This is a genomic window from Rhodococcus sp. USK10 (assembly GCF_019378875.1).
GTDB classification, from domain to species: Bacteria; Actinomycetota; Actinomycetes; order Mycobacteriales; family Mycobacteriaceae; genus Rhodococcus_F; species Rhodococcus_F pseudokoreensis.
In genome coordinates, this window is sequence record NZ_CP076048.1 from 7,268,536 (window position 1) to 7,284,832 (window position 16,297).

Sequence of the window (16,297 nt, forward strand, 5' to 3'; positions counted from 1 at the left end):
TGCATCCACACCGCACAGTAGGCTGACCACGTGTTCGGCAACATTGGTTGGGGCGAGTTCATGGTCCTCCTCGTCGCGGCTCTGGTCATCTTGGGACCCGAGCGGCTTCCGGGTGCGATCAGCTGGGTTACGAAATCACTGAGGCAGGTCCGCGAGTATGCGAGCGGCGCGAGCCAGCAACTCAAGGACGAACTCGGTCCGGAGTTCGAGGATCTCCGCAAACCGCTGGCGGACCTCAATCAGCTCCGCGGAATGACGCCGCGTGCCGTCATCACCAAACACCTTCTCGACGGTGACGATTCGATTCTCACCGGCAACTTCGACAAGCCGAGTTCGGTGTCGTTCGACAAGTCGAACCCGGGAACGAAGGCCGTCAGCGCCGATCCGTCGGCGCCCACCGCTCCGCAGAACAAGCCGCTCGCGGCGGGCGAGCGCCCCCCGATCGACCTCGACGCCACCTAGAGGTGCCGGGTGGTGTCGATCCCCAGCGACATTCCGGCGAGCCCACGCTTGCGGACGGCCAACTTGTCGGCGATGTCGCGGAGTGCCGTCGCGGCCGGTGAATCCGGCTGGCCGAGGACGATGGGAACTCCGCCGTCGCCGCCTTCCCGGACCGCCTGCTCGAGCGGGATCTGTCCCAGCAGCGGCACCTTCGCGCCCACGGCCTTCGTGAGGCGGTCGGCGACGGCCTGACCGCCGCCGGAACCGAAGATGTCCATCCGGCTGCCGTCGGGCATATCCATCCAGGACATGTTCTCGACGACGCCGACGATGCGCTGACGGGTCTGCAGGGCGATGGCACCGGCGCGCTCGGCGACCTCGGCCGCGGCCTGCTGCGGGGTGGTGACGACGAGGATCTCCGCACCGGGGATCAGTTGCGCGACGGAGATGGCGACGTCGCCGGTTCCGGGCGGCAGATCGAGCAGGAGAACGTCGAGGTCGCCCCAGAAGACGTCGGCGAGGAACTGCTGCAGCGCGCGGTGCAGCATCGGTCCTCGCCACACGACCGGGGTGTTGCCCTGGGTGAACTGGGCGATGGAGATCATCTTCACGTCGTGCGCGACGGGCGGCATGATCATGCGCTCGACCTGCGTGGGCTTGGCGTCGGTGCCGAGCATGCGGGGAACGGAATGTCCGTAGATGTCGGCGTCGAGCACGCCCACCGACAGTCCGCGGGCGGCCAGTGCGGCGGCCAGGTTGACCGTGACGCTGGACTTGCCGACGCCGCCCTTGCCGGACGCGACCGCGTAGACGCGGGTGAGCGAACCGGGCTGCGCGAACGGGATGACGGGCTCGGCCGAGTCGCCGCGCAGCGACTTGCGGAGTTCGGTGCGCTGCTCGTCGCTCATCACGTCGAGTTCGACGCGGATCGCACCGACGCCGGGGACGTCCGCCACGGCCTTGGTGACGCGGTCGCTGATCTCGGTCCGCATCGGACAGCCCGCGGTGGTCAGGTAGATCGCGATGTCGACACTGTCGTCGGCCGCGATGTCGATGCTCTTGACCATCCCGAGTTCGGTGATCGGTTTCCGGATCTCGGGATCCTGGACGCGCGCCAGGGCGCTACGTACAGCGGACTCGCTCAGGACTGGCATGACTCAATGGTAAGGATGCGCGCTCAGTGGATGCGCGGCAGGTCCGCGGCCGCCGGGATGATTCCGCTGGAGTAGCCGGCAGACCATGCGAGGACGTTGGCCACGTAGGCGGCGGAGTTGTTGTACCGGTGCACGGCCTGGGCCGCCTGGATCGGATCCTTGACGTTCAATCCGCCGTCGCACAGGTACTTTCCGGTGGTCAGTGCGGAGTCGAAGACGTTCTGCGGGTCGGCGACGCCGTCGCCGTTGCCGTCGCCCGCGTAGCGGTTCCAGGTCTCGGGCAGGAACTGGGTGGGGCCGACGGCGCGGTCGTAGGTGGTGTTGCCGTCCAGCTTGCCGCCGTCGGTGTCGCGGATGACGGCGTTGCCGCCGAGGCTGCCGTCGAGGACCGGGCCGAGGACGGGGTTGAGCATGTTGCCCTTGTCGTCGGTCTTGCCGTCGTAGGCGTGGGTGGACTCGACGCGGCCGATTCCGGCGATGAGCGTCCAGTACATGCCGCAACCCGGTTGCTCGACCGCGAGGATGCGTTCGGCGTTCTGGTAGGCCGCGACGTTGACGGCGGGGATGCCGAGTGCGCCCTGCGCGATGCTCGTCGGGAGGGGCGGGGTGGCCTGGACGGGTGCGAGTGCCGGCGCAGCGGGTGCTGCCTCGACCGCGGGTGCGGACTCGGCGGCGGTCTCGGCCACGGGGGTGACGGCTTCTGCGGCCTCGGACGCGGTATCGGTCGCCTCCTGGGCGACGTCGGCGACCTCCGACGAGGAACTCGTGGACAGGAACGGGACCTTGGGTGCGGCTCCGGCCGTGTTGGCTGCGGTGATCAGTCCGATGGGGACGAGTCCGGTAAGCGCGATGACCGAATTGCGGCGGATATGGGAATCCGTCTTCTTGTTGTGCCGACCCACTCGATTGCCTCCTGCGACCCCCGTCTTGGGGTGTTCCGTTCAACTGACCGGATCGAGGCTACCTGATTCGATATCTTTCCGTTATTTAACTGTGATCTAACGGACTTGTGTCGGAGGGTTCCGTTACTCGCAGCGCACGTGAGCGAGGGTAACCAACACGGCGAGGTCACGCCAGGACGTCGTGTGGGCGTGATGTCGAAGCGGGGCCGGTCGCCCGAACGCGAGGAGCGACCGGCGCACGTCCGCCGCGCGCCCTGCGAGATGGCAGAGCGCGCGGCGGAGGCGGGGGTGATTACCGGGGAGCGGTGACAGCCGGAGCGGTGGCCGGGGGCGCGACCGGAGCGGGGGCGCCCGGGTCGGGCACGGCGGCCGCCGGAGCCGACGGATCGGCGGGCGGGCAGAAGAGAAGACAGGGCAGTTGCGGCAGCGGCGGGAGTCCGGGAATCGGCGGGGCCGGAGCGGGCGTCGTGGGGGCGGCGGCACCGTCCGTCGACGGTTGCGGGGTGGTCGCGAGATCGCGGGGGAGGTCCGATCCGGCCGCGGCGGCGTCGGCGACCCGTCCGGGCGACGGCGAGGCCGACTCCGACAACTGGCTCGGCGTCGGCGTTCCCCCGTTCCTGTACGCGTTCGACCAGGTGATGACGTTGGCGGCGTAGGCGGCCGAGTTGTTGTAGCGCAGGACCGCGCGGGTCTCCTGGAGCGGGTCGCGGAGGTCGAGACCGCCCGAGCAGAGGTACCGGGCGGCCGCCAGCGTCGCGTCGAACACGTTATTGGGATCGGCCACGCCGTCGGCGTTGCCGTCCGACGCGTACTTGGCCCACGTGGACGGAATGAACTGCATCGGCCCGACGGCGCGATCGTGCCCGGGGTCGCCGTCCGTGGCGCCGCGGTCGGTGTCGCGGATGATCTCGTTGCCCGCCAGCCTGCCGTCGAGAACCGGACCCAGGATCGGGGTGATCGTGGTGCCCACCGAGTCGGTCCGGCCGCCGCCGGCGTGTCCCGATTCGATCCGGCCGATACCGGCCAGCAGATGCCACGGCAGACCACACTTGGGGGACTCCGCCATCATCTCGAGTTCCGCGGACCGGTACGCGTTGAGCACGATTTCCGGGATGCCCAGAGCGCTCAATATCACCGGTGCGGCGATGAGCCCGGTGCCGGACGGCGACGCCGAAGATGCGGGAGATGTGGGATTTGTCACGACGGGAGCCGGGGCGGGCGGCGGTGGCGCGGCCCGCTGCGACCGCGCGACCCGCGGTGTCGGCGCCACGATTCCCGCGGGCGGGAGGTACGCGGCCGGGGGAGTGCTTCCCGGCGTGACCGACGACGCCGCGAGGGCCGTGGCCGCACCGGCAGACGAGTAGGCGGTGGTGCTCACGGTTGCGCCGCTGATCGCGGAACCGCCGGTCGAGGACCCGAGGGTGGCAACTGCGCCCACGGTCAGGGCAGTCACCGTCAACAGTCCACGTATCCGCACTCGATCACCCCCTGCGGTGCTCTTCGCCTGTGCACACCGCATACATCCGAGAAGATGTGACTGACGTTACATATCCGTGATTGGCCGTGCCGGGGTTTGGGGGGATTCGCCGGCGTCATTTCCGACGGGTGCGCGTGTCTTCCTCGTCGGCCAGCAGCGTCCGGATCTCGTCGAGTTCGCGCCGCAGGTAGTCGCGGGTGGCCACCTCGCCGATCGCGATGCGCAGCGCGGCCAGTTCCCTGGCGAGGAACTCGGTGTCCGCCTTCGTCTGCTCGGCGCGGGAGCGGTCCTCCTCGAGGGAGACGCGGTCGCGGTTCTCCTGGCGGTTCTGCGCCAGCAGGATCAGCGGCGCGGCGTAGGCCGCCTGGGTGGAGAACGCCAGGTTGAGGAGGATGAACGGGTACGGATCCCACTGCAGGCCGACGGCGAAGACGTTGATGACGATCCAGACGATCACGATCACCGTCTGGATCATCAGGTAGCGGCCCGTGCCGAGGAACCGGGCGAAGTTCTCGCTGGCCCGGCCGACGGCCTCCACGTCGTACGTGACCCGGAAGCGGCGGGTGCCACGCGGGGTGTCGAGTCGCTGTCGGTCCGACAGGCTCCGGGCAGCCGCGCTGGGGGACTTCTCGCTCATACGTCGATCTCCTCTTCACGCCAGTCCTCGGGGAGGAGATGGTCCAGGACGTCGTCGACGGTGACCGCGCCGATCAGGTGATCCTCGTCGTCGACGACGGGCCCGCACACCAGGTTGTAGGTCGCGAAATAACGCGTCACCGACGTCAGGGAGTCCTCGGGCGCGAGCCGCGGCATGTCGGTGTCGAGCAGTCCGCCGACCAGGCTCGCGGGCGGTTCGCGCAGCAGTTTCTGCAGGTGCACGCATCCCAGGTAGCGGCCGGTCGGCGTCGCGGTCGGCGGGCGGACGACGAACACCATGCTCGCGAGGGCGGGAGTGACGTCCGAGATCCGGGCGCGGGCCAGGGCCTCGGCGACCGTCGTCGACGCGGTGAGGACCACCGGCTCCGGAGTCATCAGACCGCCCGCGGTGTCGGGTGAGTGCTCGAGCAGGCGGCGGACCGGCTCGGAGTCCTGCGGATCCATCAGCTGCAGCAGCGATTCGGCCTCGGTTTCGGGAAGCTCACCGAGGAGGTCGGCGGCGTCGTCGGGGTCCATGGCCTCGAGGACGTCGGCGGCCCGCTCCACCTCGAGGTGCATGAGCAGATCCGTCTGGTCGTCGGCGGGCAGTTCCTGGACGACGTCGGCGAGGCGCTCGTCGTCGAGTGCGAGGGCGAGTTCGTGGCGGCGCTTCTCCGGCAGGAGGCGCATCGCGTTCGCGACGTCGGCGGCACGCATCCCCTCGAACTGGGTGAGCAGGGCGGAGACGCCCTGGCCGGGCATCGCCAGGTCGGTCTGGGTGAGGCCCTGGACGTGCTGCCACCCGACGACGTGCATGGCGGCGCGACGGCCGAGCCTGCCGCGGTGCCCGCGCACCGCGACCTTCGACACCACCCAGTCCCGGGTGCGGGTCTGCTCGATGCCCAGGTCGACGACGATGATGTCGGCGTCCCGCAGTTCCTCGAGTTCCGGGTCGTCCACGCGCACGTGGGAATCCGCCACCTGGGCGAGGGCCAGGACCTCGCCGGGCCGTTGCTGGAACCGGCGGAGACTGACGTTGCCCGTTGTGAGGGTCACCGAGCTGGGTTCGATGGCGGTGACGCGGAGCATGGGAACGAAGATGCGTTTGCGCGTGAACAATTCGATGACGAGCCCGAGCACGCGCGGCTGCTGCCTGCCGACGCGGGCGGTGATCACCACGTCCCGGACGCGGCCGATCGACTCCCCGTCGGGGCCGAGCACCACCAGGCCGGCCAGCCTGGCTGCAAAAACCTTGTTCGCAGCTGCCATGATTGCCAGGCTAGATCCTTGTACAGAGATACAGGGAATCGAACACCTGCGAAAGTGGAGGATCGTCCGTCATGAGTTCCGTCTACAGGCCACGGCGATCTGTTCTCGCCGTTCCGGGCAGCAGCCGCAAGATGATCGACAAGGCGAAGGGGCTGCCCGCCGACGAGATCTTCCTCGATCTCGAGGACGCGGTGGCACCGCTCGCCAAGCAGGAAGCCCGCGGCACCATCGGAGACGCGCTCGCCGAGGACGGGTGGGGCGAGCAGATCAAGGTGGTCCGGGTCAACGACTGGACCACCGAGTGGACGTACGCCGACGTCGTCGAGGTCGTGGGGCGGGCGGGTGCCCACCTCGACGCGATCCTGCTGCCGAAAGTGCCGGACGCCAGCCATGTTCAGGCCCTGGACCTGCTGCTGACCCAGGTGGAGAAGGCGAACGGGCTCGAGGTCGGCCGGATCGGCATCGAACCGCAGATCGAGAACGCGATCGGGCTCACCAACATCAACGCGATCGCGACGGCCAGCCCGCGCGTGCAGACCCTGGTGTTCGGTCCCGCCGACTTCATGGCGAGCATCAACATGCGCACGCTGGTCGTCGGGGAGCAGCCGGACGGCTACGACCGCGGCGACGCCTACCACCACATTCTGATGACCATCCTGATGGCGGCCCGCGCGCACGGGGTGCAGGCCATCGACGGTCCCTACCTCCAGATCCGCGACGTGGAAGCGTTCCGGCGGTCGGCGCAGCGCACGGCCGCGCTCGGCTTCGACGGCAAATGGGTGCTGCATCCCACCCAGATCGAGGCGGCGAACGACGTGTTCAGCCCCCGCCAGGACGATTACGACCGGGCCGAACTGATTCTGGACGCGTACGAGTTCCACACGTCCGCGGCGGGCGGCGGTCGCGGTGCCGTGATGCTCGGCGACGAGATGATCGACGAGGCGAGTCGCAAGATGGCGCTCGTGATCTCCGCCAAGGGGCGCGCCGCGGGTATGAAACGGACCACCGAGTTCGTGCGACCCGACGCGAAGTAGTCCCGGCAGGCAGAATGGTTCTCACAGGACCGATCCTGCGGTAACCACACGAGGAGACCAGCTGACGATGACGAATCCACTCGGACAGTCCAACGGGGCGCGGCGCGGGGCTCTGCCGGAACCCCCCACGGGCTGGCCCATCGGTTCGTATCCCACCTATGCGGAGGCGCAGCGCGCCGTCGACTACCTCTCCGATCAGGAATTCTCGGTGGAGGACGTCACCATCGTGGGGGTCAACCTCATGCAGGTGGAGCGGGTGCTGGGCCGCCTCACCTGGGCGAAAGTGATTGGCGGGGGCATCGTTTCGGGCGCGTGGCTCGGTGTGTTCTTCGGTCTGCTGCTGGGCATCGTCACGGGCGGCTTCCTGGCGCCGCTCGTCGTCGGCATCGTCGGCGGCATCATCTTCGGGCTGATCTCCACGACGATCCCGTACGCGGCGACGCGGGGCACCCGGGACTTCGCGTCGACCATGCAGCTGGTCGCCGGGCGGTACGACGTGCTGTGCGAGCCGAAGTCGGCGGAGACGGCCAGGGACATGCTGGCCAAGCTGGCGCTCTGATCGGCGCCTACCCGTCGAGCGGCGGGTTGCGGTCGGGTCACGGATTGCGTCCTATTCGCGACGTTCGCCGCGATTTCACCCGGTTCGCCGGTGATGTCGGATAGGTTTACGGCGCAATGCGTGGGCCCCGGCCCTCGCCGAAACCGTGACCTGCCGGTGGAGCGCGTGTTCCGGCAGGAACCAATGTGCGGGCCCGCGTGCCCAGCCGTACCGCGACTGGATCCGTGAGGGCCGCTCGAGGAGGCGGCTGTGCTGCACCGCACCAAGCCCGGACGCTCGCTGAAGTGGGGACTGATCGGTGCGGCCACCGTCCTCACCGTTCCCCTGCTGGCCGCGTGCGGGTCGTCGGAAGACGGCATCGTCCTCAGTTTCTACACCGCCGCCGACGGTGCCGAACAGTACGCGGAGGCCGCGGCCAACTGCACGGCCGCGGCCGGCGGCCGGTACACGATCGAGCAACGCACGTTGCCGAAGGGCGCGGACGATCAACGCCTCCAGCTGGCCCGCCGGCTCACCGGCAACGACACGTCACTCGACATCATGACGCTCGACGTGGTGTGGACCGCAGAGTTCGCCGAGGCGGGATGGGCGCTGCCGCTCCCACCCGGGATCGCCGCCGAGGTCACCGAGGGCACGCTCGAAGGCCCCCTCGAATCGGCCAAGTGGCAGGACCAGCTGTACGCCGCACCGCTGAACACCAACACCCAGTTGCTCTGGTACCGCAAGGACCTCATGCCGGACGGGCAGCCGCCGCAGACGTGGGATCAGATGATCGACATCGCGGAGGGCCTCGCCGCGGAGGGCCGGCCCAGCTGGATCGGGGTGCAGGGCAAGCAGTACGAGGGCCTGATGGTGTGGTTCAACACCCTGCTCGCGAGTGCGGGCGGGTCCGTCGTCGCCGACGACGGGACCACGGTGACGGTCGCGGACGGTGATGCCGCCCTGCAGGCGCTCGAGGTCATGAAGCGGGTCGCCACCGCGAAGGGTGCCGACCCGTCGGTTTCCCAGGGCGACGAGGCGTCGTCCCGGCTCGGGATGGAGAGCGGAAAGGCTGCGTTCGAGGTCAATTGGCCGTTCGTGTTGCCGGGCATGATCGAGAACGCCGAGAAGGGCGACCTCCCGTTCATCGACGACAAGGGCAACCCGACGTCCGTGGACACGGGCAACACGGTGCTCACGGTCGACGGTCAGCAGAACTTCCTGCCCGCGCCGTACCCGTCGGTGATCCCCGGCCGGCCCGCCGAGGTGACGATCGGCGGATTCAACGTCGCGGTCGCGAAGACGAGCCAGCACCCGGACCTGGCGTTCGAGGCGGTGTCCTGCCTGCGGAACGAGGAGAACCAGCGCAACAATGCCGTCAACGGCGGTGTGCCGCCGACGCTGGCGAGCCTGTACGACGATCCGGCGTTCCAGGAGGCGTACCCCGCCTGGCGTGAAGTGCGGCAGAGCCTCGACACCGCGTCCGTCCGCCCGGTGTCCCCGGCGTACCAGAGCATTTCGACCCTGATCACCGCCACGTTGAATCCGGTCGGTGACATCGACCCGCCGCAGACCGTCGACGAACTCGCCGAACAGGTCCGCAAGGCGGTCAACTCGGAAGGGCTGATCCCGTGACGACCGAAACCGTGCAGGCGGACCGCGCCGAGGAGCCGAAAGTCGCGTCCAAGGGCCAGATCTCGGAGGGGAAGAAGGCCGAACGCCGGCTGGGGCTGTGGCTGGTGGCCCCCGCCGCGATCCTCATGATCGCGGTGACGGCCTATCCCGTCGTGTACGCGGTGTGGCTGAGCCTGCAGCGCTACGACCTCCGGTTCCCCGACGAACGCAAGTTCGTCGGCCTCGCCAACTACGTGTCGGTGCTGACGGACGGGTACTGGTGGCAGGCGTTCTGGGTGACGGTGGGCATCACCGTCGTGTCGGTGGTGATCGAGTTCGTCCTGGGCCTGATCCTGGCGCTCGTGATGCACCGGACGCTGGTGGGGAAGGGTCTCGTCCGGACCGTGGTGCTGATTCCGTACGGCATCGTCACCGTCGCCGCCGCGTACAGCTGGTACTACGCGTGGACGCCGGGAACCGGGTATCTCGCGAACCTGCTGCCCGACGGCAGCGCCCCGCTGACGGAGCAGATCCCGTCGCTCGCGATCATCGTGCTCGCCGAGGTGTGGAAGACGACGCCGTTCATGGCGCTGCTGCTGCTCGCCGGGCTCGCCCTCGTTCCCGACGACCTCCTCAAGGCCGCGCAGGTCGACGGCGCCGGGGCGTGGACGCGGCTGGTGCGGATCATCCTGCCGCTGATGAAACCCGCGATCCTCGTGGCGCTGCTGTTCCGCACGCTCGACGCGTTCCGGATCTTCGACAACATCTACGTTCTCACCAAGGGCGCCAACGACACCGGGTCACTGTCGATCCTCGGTTACGACAACCTGTTCAAGGCGTTCAACCTCGGTATCGGCTCGGCGATCAGCGTCCTCATCTTCCTGTGCGTCGCGCTGCTCGCATTCGTGTTCATCAAGCTCTTCGGCGCGTCGGCTCCCGGGTCCGACACGGAAGGAAACCGATAACCATGGCCGTCGTCGACACCCCTCGCCGCAAGATCAGCTGGTCCGTGGTCAACCTGCTGGTTCTGCTGTACGCGCTGGTCCCGGTGCTGTGGATCGCCAGCCTGTCGTTCAAACCCGCGGGAACGATCAAGGACGGCAAGTTCATTCCGCAGAAGTGGACCCTCGACAACTACCGCGGCATCTTCGAGACCAATGCGTTCACCAGCGCGCTGATCAACTCCATCGGCATCGGTCTCATCTCCACGGTGATCGCCGTCGTCATCGGCACCATGGCCGCCTACGCCATTGCCCGCCTCGACTTCCCGGGTAAGAAACTGCTGGTCGGGGTGGCACTGCTGATCGCGATGTTCCCCCAGATCTCCCTCGTGAGCCCGCTGTTCGACATCGAGCGCCGGCTCGGGCTGTTCGACACCTGGGCCGGCCTGATCCTGCCGTACATCACGTTCGCGCTCCCGCTGGCCATCTACACGCTGTCGGCCTTCTTCAAGGAGATCCCGTGGGAGCTGGAGAAGGCGGCGAAGATGGACGGCGCCACCCCGGCGCAGGCGTTCCGGAAGGTGGTGGCACCGCTGGCGGCGCCGGGCATCGTGACCGCCGCGATCCTGGTGTTCATCTTCTGCTGGAACGATCTGCTGTTCGCGATCTCGCTGACCTCGACGGAACGTTCCATCACCGCGCCCGCCGCGATCGCGAACTTCACCGGCGCCTCCCAGTTCGAGGAGCCGACCGGTTCGATCGCCGCAGCCGCGATGGTGATCACGATCCCGATCATCATCTTCGTGCTGTTCTTCCAACGACGCATCGTGGCCGGCCTGACGTCCGGCGCCGTGAAGGGATAAGCCTGTGGCCGAAATCGTGCTCGACAAGGTGACGAAGTTGTACCCGGACGGCGCCAAGGCGGTGAGCGACGTCGACATCACGATCGCCGACGGCGAATTCATCATCCTGGTCGGGCCGTCCGGTTGCGGAAAATCGACCACTCTCAACATGATCGCCGGGCTGGAGGACATCTCGTCCGGTGAGCTGCGCATCGCGGGGGAGCGGGTCAACGAGAAGGCGCCGAAGGACCGCGACATCGCCATGGTGTTCCAGTCGTACGCGCTGTACCCGCACATGACGGTGCGGCAGAACATCGCGTTCCCGCTCACCCTGGCGAAGATGTCGAAGTCGGACATCGCGGCAAAGGTGGACGACGCCGCCAAGATCCTCGACCTCACGCAGCACCTCGACCGCAAACCCGCCAATCTGTCCGGCGGTCAGCGGCAGCGGGTCGCGATGGGCCGGGCGATCGTCCGCAGCCCCAAGGCGTTCCTGATGGACGAGCCGCTGTCGAACCTCGACGCCAAGCTCCGCGTCCAGATGCGCACCGAGATCGCGCGGCTGCAACAGCGACTCGGCACCACCACCGTCTATGTCACGCACGATCAGACCGAGGCGATGACGCTCGGCGACCGGGTGGTGGTGCTGCGCGGCGGGGTGGTCCAGCAGATCGGGGCGCCGCAGGAGTTGTACGACCACCCGAACAACCTGTTCGTCGCGGGATTCATCGGCTCGCCGTCGATGAACTTCTTCCCGGGACAGCTGACCGCCGACGGGGTGTCGACGCCGCTCGGCGAGTTCACGCTGCCCCCGGAGACCCGCGACAAGGTCGCGTCGTCGAATTCGGCGAAGGACGTCGTGGTGGGGATCCGTCCAGAGCACTTCGAGGACGTGGCGCTCGTCGATGCGGGGCAGCGGGAGGCCGGTGCCACGTTCACGGCCAACGTCGAGGTGCTCGAGTCGATGGGCTCGGACAAGTACGCCTATTTCACGGCCGAGGGGCCGCAGGTGAACTCCCGGGAACTCGAGGAACTCGCCGCCGACTCGGGAACCGCGGTCGCGGGGGGCGGTCAGCTGGTGGCCCGGTTGTCGGCCGAATCGTCCGCGGTGCACGGCAGACCGGTGGAACTGTGGTTCGACCGGGCGAAGATCGCCCTGTTCGATCAGAACTCGGGGGCGAACCTCACCCGCTGACCGGGGTGGTGCGTTCACCCGGACGGCTGGTGTTCGCTCCGCCGAGACCGCCGACCGTGCCCCACTCGGCGGCAAGGGCGGTCGCGTGGACCTCGTCCTCCTCCTCGTCGGACGGGGTGCGCGTGGTGCGGGTGATCCCGAAGAACGGCAGCAGCCCGGCGAGGGCTGCGGCGGCCGCACCGACGACGAACGCGATCACGTACGCCGATTCGGTCGGGACGTCGGTCCCGGGGATGGTGATCCCGGCGAGCAGGGTCGCGAGCAGTGCGCTGGCGACCGAGCTGCCCACGGACCGGGCGATCGAGTTGATGCTGTTCGCGACGCCGGTCTCGTCCTGCCGGACTTCGGCCACGAGCAGCGAGGGCAGTGACGCGTAGGCGAGGCTGATGTACGTGTTGATCAGCACGATCGCCGCAATGACTTCCCACGTGCGGTCGTGGGCGAAGACGAACACGACGAAACCGCCGACCCCGACGACACTTGCAGCGATCAGGACGGCGCGGGAACCGAAGCGGTGGATGAGTCTTCCACTCGCGATCGACGCCAGGACGCCGCTGATCGCGCCCGGCAGCAGATACACGGTGCTGGCCGCGAGGACGGTGGCCCCGAAGCCGTACCCGGCGACCGCGCGTGGCGTCTGGACGAAGTACGAGCTTCCCAGGAACATCACGAACATCGACATGCCGACCACCAGGGCGGACAGGTGGGTGACCAGGACGGGCGGGGCGGTCAGCAGCCGGGGCGCGACGAGCGGATCGGTGGTCCGGCGTTCGTAGAGGAACCAGCCGACCAGGACCAGGATTCCGGCGACTCCGCTGACGATCGTGACGGGAGACGTCCAGCCCCAGGTGCCGCCCTCGGCGAGCGGGAGCAGGACGAGGACCAGGCCGGCGGCGAGACCGACGGCGCCGATCCAGTCGATGGAACCCGTGCCTGCGCGCGGACGGCGGGGAATGGCGATCCAGGCGAGCACGAGTCCCGCCGCGGTGATGGCCGAGGACAGCCAGAAGACGCGGTGGAAGTCGGCGCCGTCGGAGACCAGCACTCCGGTGAGGACGATGCCGAAGCATCCGCCGAAACCGAGGGTGCCGGAGAAGATCCCCATCGCCCCGGTCAGCTTCTCGGCCGGCAGTTCGTCGCGCAGCACCGCGATGCCGATGGGGAACAACGCGAACGACACACCCTGGAGCACCCGGGCGAAGATCAGCACCCCCACGGACGTCGACACCGCACCGATCAGGGACCCCAGCAGCACCACCACGAGCACCCCGAGCAGGACGGGCCGTTTGCCGCGGAGGTCGGCGAGGCGGCCGAGGACGGGTGTCGCGGTCGCCGCCGCGAGGAGGTTCGCGGTGAGGAGCCAGCCGACGGCGGTGGGGCCGACGTCGAGTTGCGCGCCGATGGTCCCGACGATCGGTACCACCAGCGTCTGCAGAACGGCGACAATCATCACGACGAAACACATGACGGGCAGGAGAGCCCTGGCTGCGGTTGTCGATCCGGCGGCCATGGGGGTCCTCCTGCAGGGTCGGTGAACGGGTGTAAACCAACACGGTACTGGGGCTAACTAATTAAGGGGTTCACGGTGGGGTCTGAACGCATGTCGAATCGAGCGCTGGGCCGGGCGACACTGGCCAGGCAATCGCTGCTGAGCCGTTCGGAACTGTCCCCGCTCGACATGATCGAGCACCTCTGCGGACTGCAGGCTCAGGCGCCGGCCCCGCCGTACTTCGCGCTGTGGGCGCGGCTGAGACGGTTCCGCGCCGAATCGCTGTCGGATCTCGTCGAGAACCGCGCGGTGGTGCGGATCGTCGCGATGCGTGGGACGGTGTTCGCGTTGTCCGCGCCCGACGCCCTCACGTTTCGTCCGCTCGCGCAACCGCTGCTCGACCGGGACCTCCACACCAACACGCAGCACCGGTCGAGTCTCGACGGGATCGATCTCGGCGCCCTCGCGGCCGCGGGACGCGAACTGGTGCGCGACGAACCCCGCACCCAGTCGCAGATGAGGCCGCTGCTCGAGCAGCGGTTCCCCGGCCGTGATGGTGCTGCGCTCGCCCACGGGGTGCGGGGACTGGTCCCGATGGTGCAGGTGCCGCCGCGCGGGTTGTGGGGCAGGTCGGGGCAACCGGCGCTGGCAACCCTGGAGTCGTGGGTGGGCCGCCCGCTGTCCGAGGCGCCGTCCATCGACACGATGCTGCTCCGCTACCTCGCCGCGTTCGGCCCCGCAAGTGCGCGCGACGCCCAGGCCTGGTCGGGGCTGACCCGGCTCGGTGAGGTCCTGGACCGGCTGCGGCCCGGGCTCCGGGTGTTCGCGGGGGAGTCGGGGCCGGAACTGTTCGACCTTCCCGACGCGCCCCGGCCGGACCCGGGCACCCCCGCGCCTGTCCGCATCCTCGCGCCGTTCGACAACGTGCTGCTCTCGCACGCGGACCGCGGGCGCCTCGTCGACGACGACGTGCGGAAGAAGATCTTCACGCAGAACGGCATCGTGAAACCGGCCGTGCTCGTGAACGGCAGGGTCGCGGCGTTCACCACGACGGTGGTCGAGAAGTCAAGTGCGGTACTCGACGTGGAGCCACTGGCGACCATCGCGAAGACGCACCGCACCGCGATCGAGGCGGAGGGCAGGCGGCTGCTGAAGTTCGCGCACCCCGAGGCGACCGACCGCGCCGTGCGGTTCACGAGCTAACCGGCTTGTGCCTTCGCGGTGCGAGGTGACTGAGCTCGGCGATGATCTCGTCGTTCCAGACATGCCGGCGCACAAGGCGGTACCGCTCGCGCGCTACCCACAGGTAGGCCTCGGCGTCGGTGTGATCGGGCAGCATCTCGGCCGCCCGCAGCATCCGGACCACCGGCAGGTACTCCTCACCGAACCAGCGCCGGGCCACGGTCTCACGGCTGAGGAATTCGCCCACCTCCTGCATGAGCCGGAACCCCCAGGCCTCGACGCTCTGGCTGATCTCGGCGTACTCCCACGGATCGGTGACGACCACGGCCGCCCGCTGCGGCCCGCTCAACGGGACCCGTGTGAGGAACAGTCGGCGGTGGTCCTTGATGACCAGGTCGCCGCGCTGCGCGATCCCGTCCGGGGAGATCTTCGTCTGAATCTCGGTGACGTAGGCGTCGATCGTGCTCCAGTGCATCGCGTACGCGATGGAGACGCGGTGGTGGCCGTCGCTGACGAAGTGCATCGACCCGATCCGGTACACCTGGATCGGTGGCACCGATTCGCCCCGGCGCTGCGCGGCCGCCAGCCGCTGCCAGCGCTCGCGCACCCGGGTGGACGTGGGCCGGAAGAACCGGTCGAAGTCGCGCGTGCGGTCGACGCTGCCGACGATGGAGTTGACGGGGATCACCTGCAGGCCGAGCGACCGTTCCCCGACCCGGCCGACGGCCGCGACCACCTCGTCGAACGGCAGGATCTCGTTGACGTCGTCCGGTTCGCGGCGCAGCCAGCTGACCAGGCGCGACAATTCGGCGCGACGACGCTGGCGGGTGAAGTCGTTCTCCGCGTCGGCGGCGGGGAATCCGGTGTCACGTGCCATGCCGGCGCCTGACGATGCTCGGTTCGGCGCCCGGCGACAACTCCATCAGGGTGAATCCCACCGTGTTGATGACGGTCGTCGCGCCGAGCGTGCGGTCCTCGGCCGCCCGGCCGTACGGGTGCACGTGCCCGTGGATCATGACGCGGGCCTGCAGCCTGCCCGCCAGGTTCTCGAAGCATTCGAACCCCCGGTGCGGCGGATCCTCCTGGTCGCCGACTCCCCGCGGCGGGCTGTGCGTGAGCAGCACGTCGACTCCGGACACCCCGGAGCGGCGCGCGTGCCACGCGCTGGTCAGCGCCAGGTTGCGCGCCCGCCGCCGCTGCTGCCGCTCGGTCCACTGATTGGGGCCGTCGTTGTAGCGGATGGATCCGCCGAGGCCGGCGATGCGCAGGCCCGCGATCCGCACGATCCGGCCGTCCGCGTTGACCGCGCCGCACGGGCCCGGCCACGCCGAGGGCAATCCCGCCCGCATCCACCCGACCCGTCCCGCGGAATAGCCGGACAGATCGGCGTCATGGTTGCCCGGCACGAAGACGCACGGCGCGTCCAGGGCGTCGATCAGGTATTCCAGGTAGTCGAACGGGAGGTCGCCCGCACCGAGGATCAGGTCGACGTCCATGGCGCGCACCTGCGAACTCCACAGCGACTCGATCGTCTCGTCGGACACTGCGAGTACCGAGACCATGCTCCGACGCTACCGGCTCGA

Annotated in this window: 16 protein-coding genes; 8 read left to right on the top strand and 8 right to left on the bottom strand. The window is 68.7% G+C overall.

The features are described from left to right. Positions 1-30 precede the first annotated feature (30 nt). Complete coding sequence (gene tatB / locus I1A62_RS40225; protein WP_124392222.1) at positions 31-462, top strand: Sec-independent protein translocase protein TatB; 432 nt, start codon at positions 31-33, stop codon at positions 460-462. Here the strand turns inward: tatB and I1A62_RS40230 are convergent. The 5 genes from I1A62_RS40230 to I1A62_RS40250 all read right to left on the bottom strand — a co-directional run bounded on the left by I1A62_RS40230 (position 459) and on the right by I1A62_RS40250 (position 5,879). Further along, complete coding sequence (locus tag I1A62_RS40230; RefSeq protein ID WP_072949613.1) at positions 459-1,595, bottom strand: Mrp/NBP35 family ATP-binding protein; 1,137 nt, start codon at positions 1,593-1,595, stop codon at positions 459-461. The genes tatB and I1A62_RS40230 overlap by 4 nt on opposite strands. A 23-nt stretch (positions 1,596-1,618) precedes the next feature. Continuing rightward, complete coding sequence (locus tag I1A62_RS40235; RefSeq protein WP_219457804.1) at positions 1,619-2,497, bottom strand: lytic transglycosylase domain-containing protein; 879 nt, start codon at positions 2,495-2,497, stop codon at positions 1,619-1,621. Between the two features lie 292 nt (positions 2,498-2,789). Next, positions 2,790-3,974 carry a lytic transglycosylase domain-containing protein gene (locus I1A62_RS40240; protein WP_124392224.1) on the bottom strand — a complete coding sequence of 395 codons (1,185 nt, stop codon included), beginning with the start codon at positions 3,972-3,974 and terminating at the stop codon, positions 2,790-2,792. A gap of 115 nt (positions 3,975-4,089) precedes the next feature. Then, positions 4,090-4,611, bottom strand: coding sequence for a DUF1003 domain-containing protein (locus tag I1A62_RS40245; protein WP_124392225.1), 522 nt, complete (start codon positions 4,609-4,611; stop codon positions 4,090-4,092). After that, the gene (locus I1A62_RS40250; RefSeq protein ID WP_087556407.1) at positions 4,608-5,879 is read right to left on the bottom strand and encodes a magnesium transporter MgtE N-terminal domain-containing protein; all 1,272 of its coding nucleotides are present in this window, start codon (positions 5,877-5,879) and stop codon (positions 4,608-4,610) included. Before I1A62_RS40250 ends, I1A62_RS40245 begins: the two co-directional genes overlap by 4 nt. Positions 5,880-5,950: 71 nt before the next feature. On the opposite strand from I1A62_RS40250, the gene I1A62_RS40255 reads away from it, so the two are divergent. From I1A62_RS40255 to I1A62_RS40280, 6 genes are all read left to right on the top strand, one after another. Further along, positions 5,951-6,913, top strand: a complete 963-nt coding sequence (locus tag I1A62_RS40255; protein ID WP_087556406.1) for a CoA ester lyase — start codon at positions 5,951-5,953, stop codon at positions 6,911-6,913. A 67-nt stretch (positions 6,914-6,980) separates the two neighbouring features. Then, positions 6,981-7,472 carry a general stress protein gene (locus I1A62_RS40260; RefSeq protein ID WP_015889781.1) on the top strand — a complete coding sequence of 164 codons (492 nt, stop codon included), beginning with the start codon at positions 6,981-6,983 and terminating at the stop codon, positions 7,470-7,472. 249 nt (positions 7,473-7,721) lie between these two features. Continuing rightward, the gene (locus tag I1A62_RS40265; RefSeq protein ID WP_219457806.1) at positions 7,722-9,086 is read left to right on the top strand and encodes an ABC transporter substrate-binding protein; all 1,365 of its coding nucleotides are present in this window, start codon (positions 7,722-7,724) and stop codon (positions 9,084-9,086) included. Beyond that, the gene (locus I1A62_RS40270; RefSeq protein WP_124392227.1) at positions 9,083-10,030 is read left to right on the top strand and encodes a carbohydrate ABC transporter permease; all 948 of its coding nucleotides are present in this window, start codon (positions 9,083-9,085) and stop codon (positions 10,028-10,030) included. Before I1A62_RS40265 ends, I1A62_RS40270 begins: the two co-directional genes overlap by 4 nt. A 2-nt stretch (positions 10,031-10,032) precedes the next feature. Further along, positions 10,033-10,869: a carbohydrate ABC transporter permease gene (locus tag I1A62_RS40275; protein WP_072949597.1), complete on the top strand. Its 837-nt coding sequence runs from the start codon at positions 10,033-10,035 to the stop codon at positions 10,867-10,869. Positions 10,870-10,873: 4 nt separating this feature from the next. Beyond that, entirely contained in the window at positions 10,874-12,043 is a 1,170-nt protein-coding gene (locus I1A62_RS40280) for an ABC transporter ATP-binding protein (RefSeq protein ID WP_124392228.1), read from the top strand. Here I1A62_RS40280 and I1A62_RS40285 read toward each other — a convergent pair. Then, a complete protein-coding gene (locus tag I1A62_RS40285; protein WP_219457807.1) occupies positions 12,033-13,553 on the bottom strand; it encodes an MFS transporter in 1,521 nt (506 codons plus the stop codon). The genes I1A62_RS40280 and I1A62_RS40285 overlap by 11 nt on opposite strands. A gap of 75 nt (positions 13,554-13,628) precedes the next feature. Here I1A62_RS40285 and I1A62_RS40290 point away from each other — a divergent pair, with 75 nt between their 5' ends. Then, entirely contained in the window at positions 13,629-14,735 is a 1,107-nt protein-coding gene (locus I1A62_RS40290; RefSeq protein ID WP_374710724.1) for a winged helix DNA-binding domain-containing protein, read from the top strand. On the opposite strand, the gene I1A62_RS40295 is transcribed toward I1A62_RS40290, so the two are convergent. Next, positions 14,725-15,591, bottom strand: coding sequence for a chromosome partitioning protein ParB (locus tag I1A62_RS40295; protein WP_124392231.1), 867 nt, complete (start codon positions 15,589-15,591; stop codon positions 14,725-14,727). The two genes, I1A62_RS40290 and I1A62_RS40295, sit on opposite strands and share 11 nt — an antisense overlap. Next, entirely contained in the window at positions 15,581-16,276 is a 696-nt protein-coding gene (locus tag I1A62_RS40300; protein ID WP_015889788.1) for a metallophosphoesterase, read from the bottom strand. The genes I1A62_RS40295 and I1A62_RS40300 overlap by 11 nt, the downstream gene beginning before the upstream one ends. Positions 16,277-16,297 lie beyond the last annotated feature (21 nt).

What these genes read in the sequence shown, in the direction of transcription:
- I1A62_RS40230 (WP_072949613.1), bottom strand. Translation starts at nt 1,595, where the DNA reads ATGCCAGTCCTGAGCGAGTCCGCTGTACGTAGCGCCCTGGCGCGCGTC.
- I1A62_RS40245 (WP_124392225.1), bottom strand. Translation starts at nt 4,611, where the DNA reads ATGAGCGAGAAGTCCCCCAGCGCGGCTGCCCGGAGCCTGTCGGACCGA.
- I1A62_RS40250 (WP_087556407.1), bottom strand. Translation starts at nt 5,879, where the DNA reads ATGGCAGCTGCGAACAAGGTTTTTGCAGCCAGGCTGGCCGGCCTGGTG.
- I1A62_RS40255 (WP_087556406.1), top strand. Translation starts at nt 5,951, where the DNA reads ATGAGTTCCGTCTACAGGCCACGGCGATCTGTTCTCGCCGTTCCGGGC.
- I1A62_RS40260 (WP_015889781.1), top strand. Translation starts at nt 6,981, where the DNA reads ATGACGAATCCACTCGGACAGTCCAACGGGGCGCGGCGCGGGGCTCTG.
- I1A62_RS40275 (WP_072949597.1), top strand. Translation starts at nt 10,033, where the DNA reads ATGGCCGTCGTCGACACCCCTCGCCGCAAGATCAGCTGGTCCGTGGTC.
- I1A62_RS40285 (WP_219457807.1), bottom strand. Translation starts at nt 13,553, where the DNA reads ATGGCCGCCGGATCGACAACCGCAGCCAGGGCTCTCCTGCCCGTCATG.
- I1A62_RS40295 (WP_124392231.1), bottom strand. Translation starts at nt 15,591, where the DNA reads ATGGCACGTGACACCGGATTCCCCGCCGCCGACGCGGAGAACGACTTC.
- I1A62_RS40300 (WP_015889788.1), bottom strand. Translation starts at nt 16,276, where the DNA reads ATGGTCTCGGTACTCGCAGTGTCCGACGAGACGATCGAGTCGCTGTGG.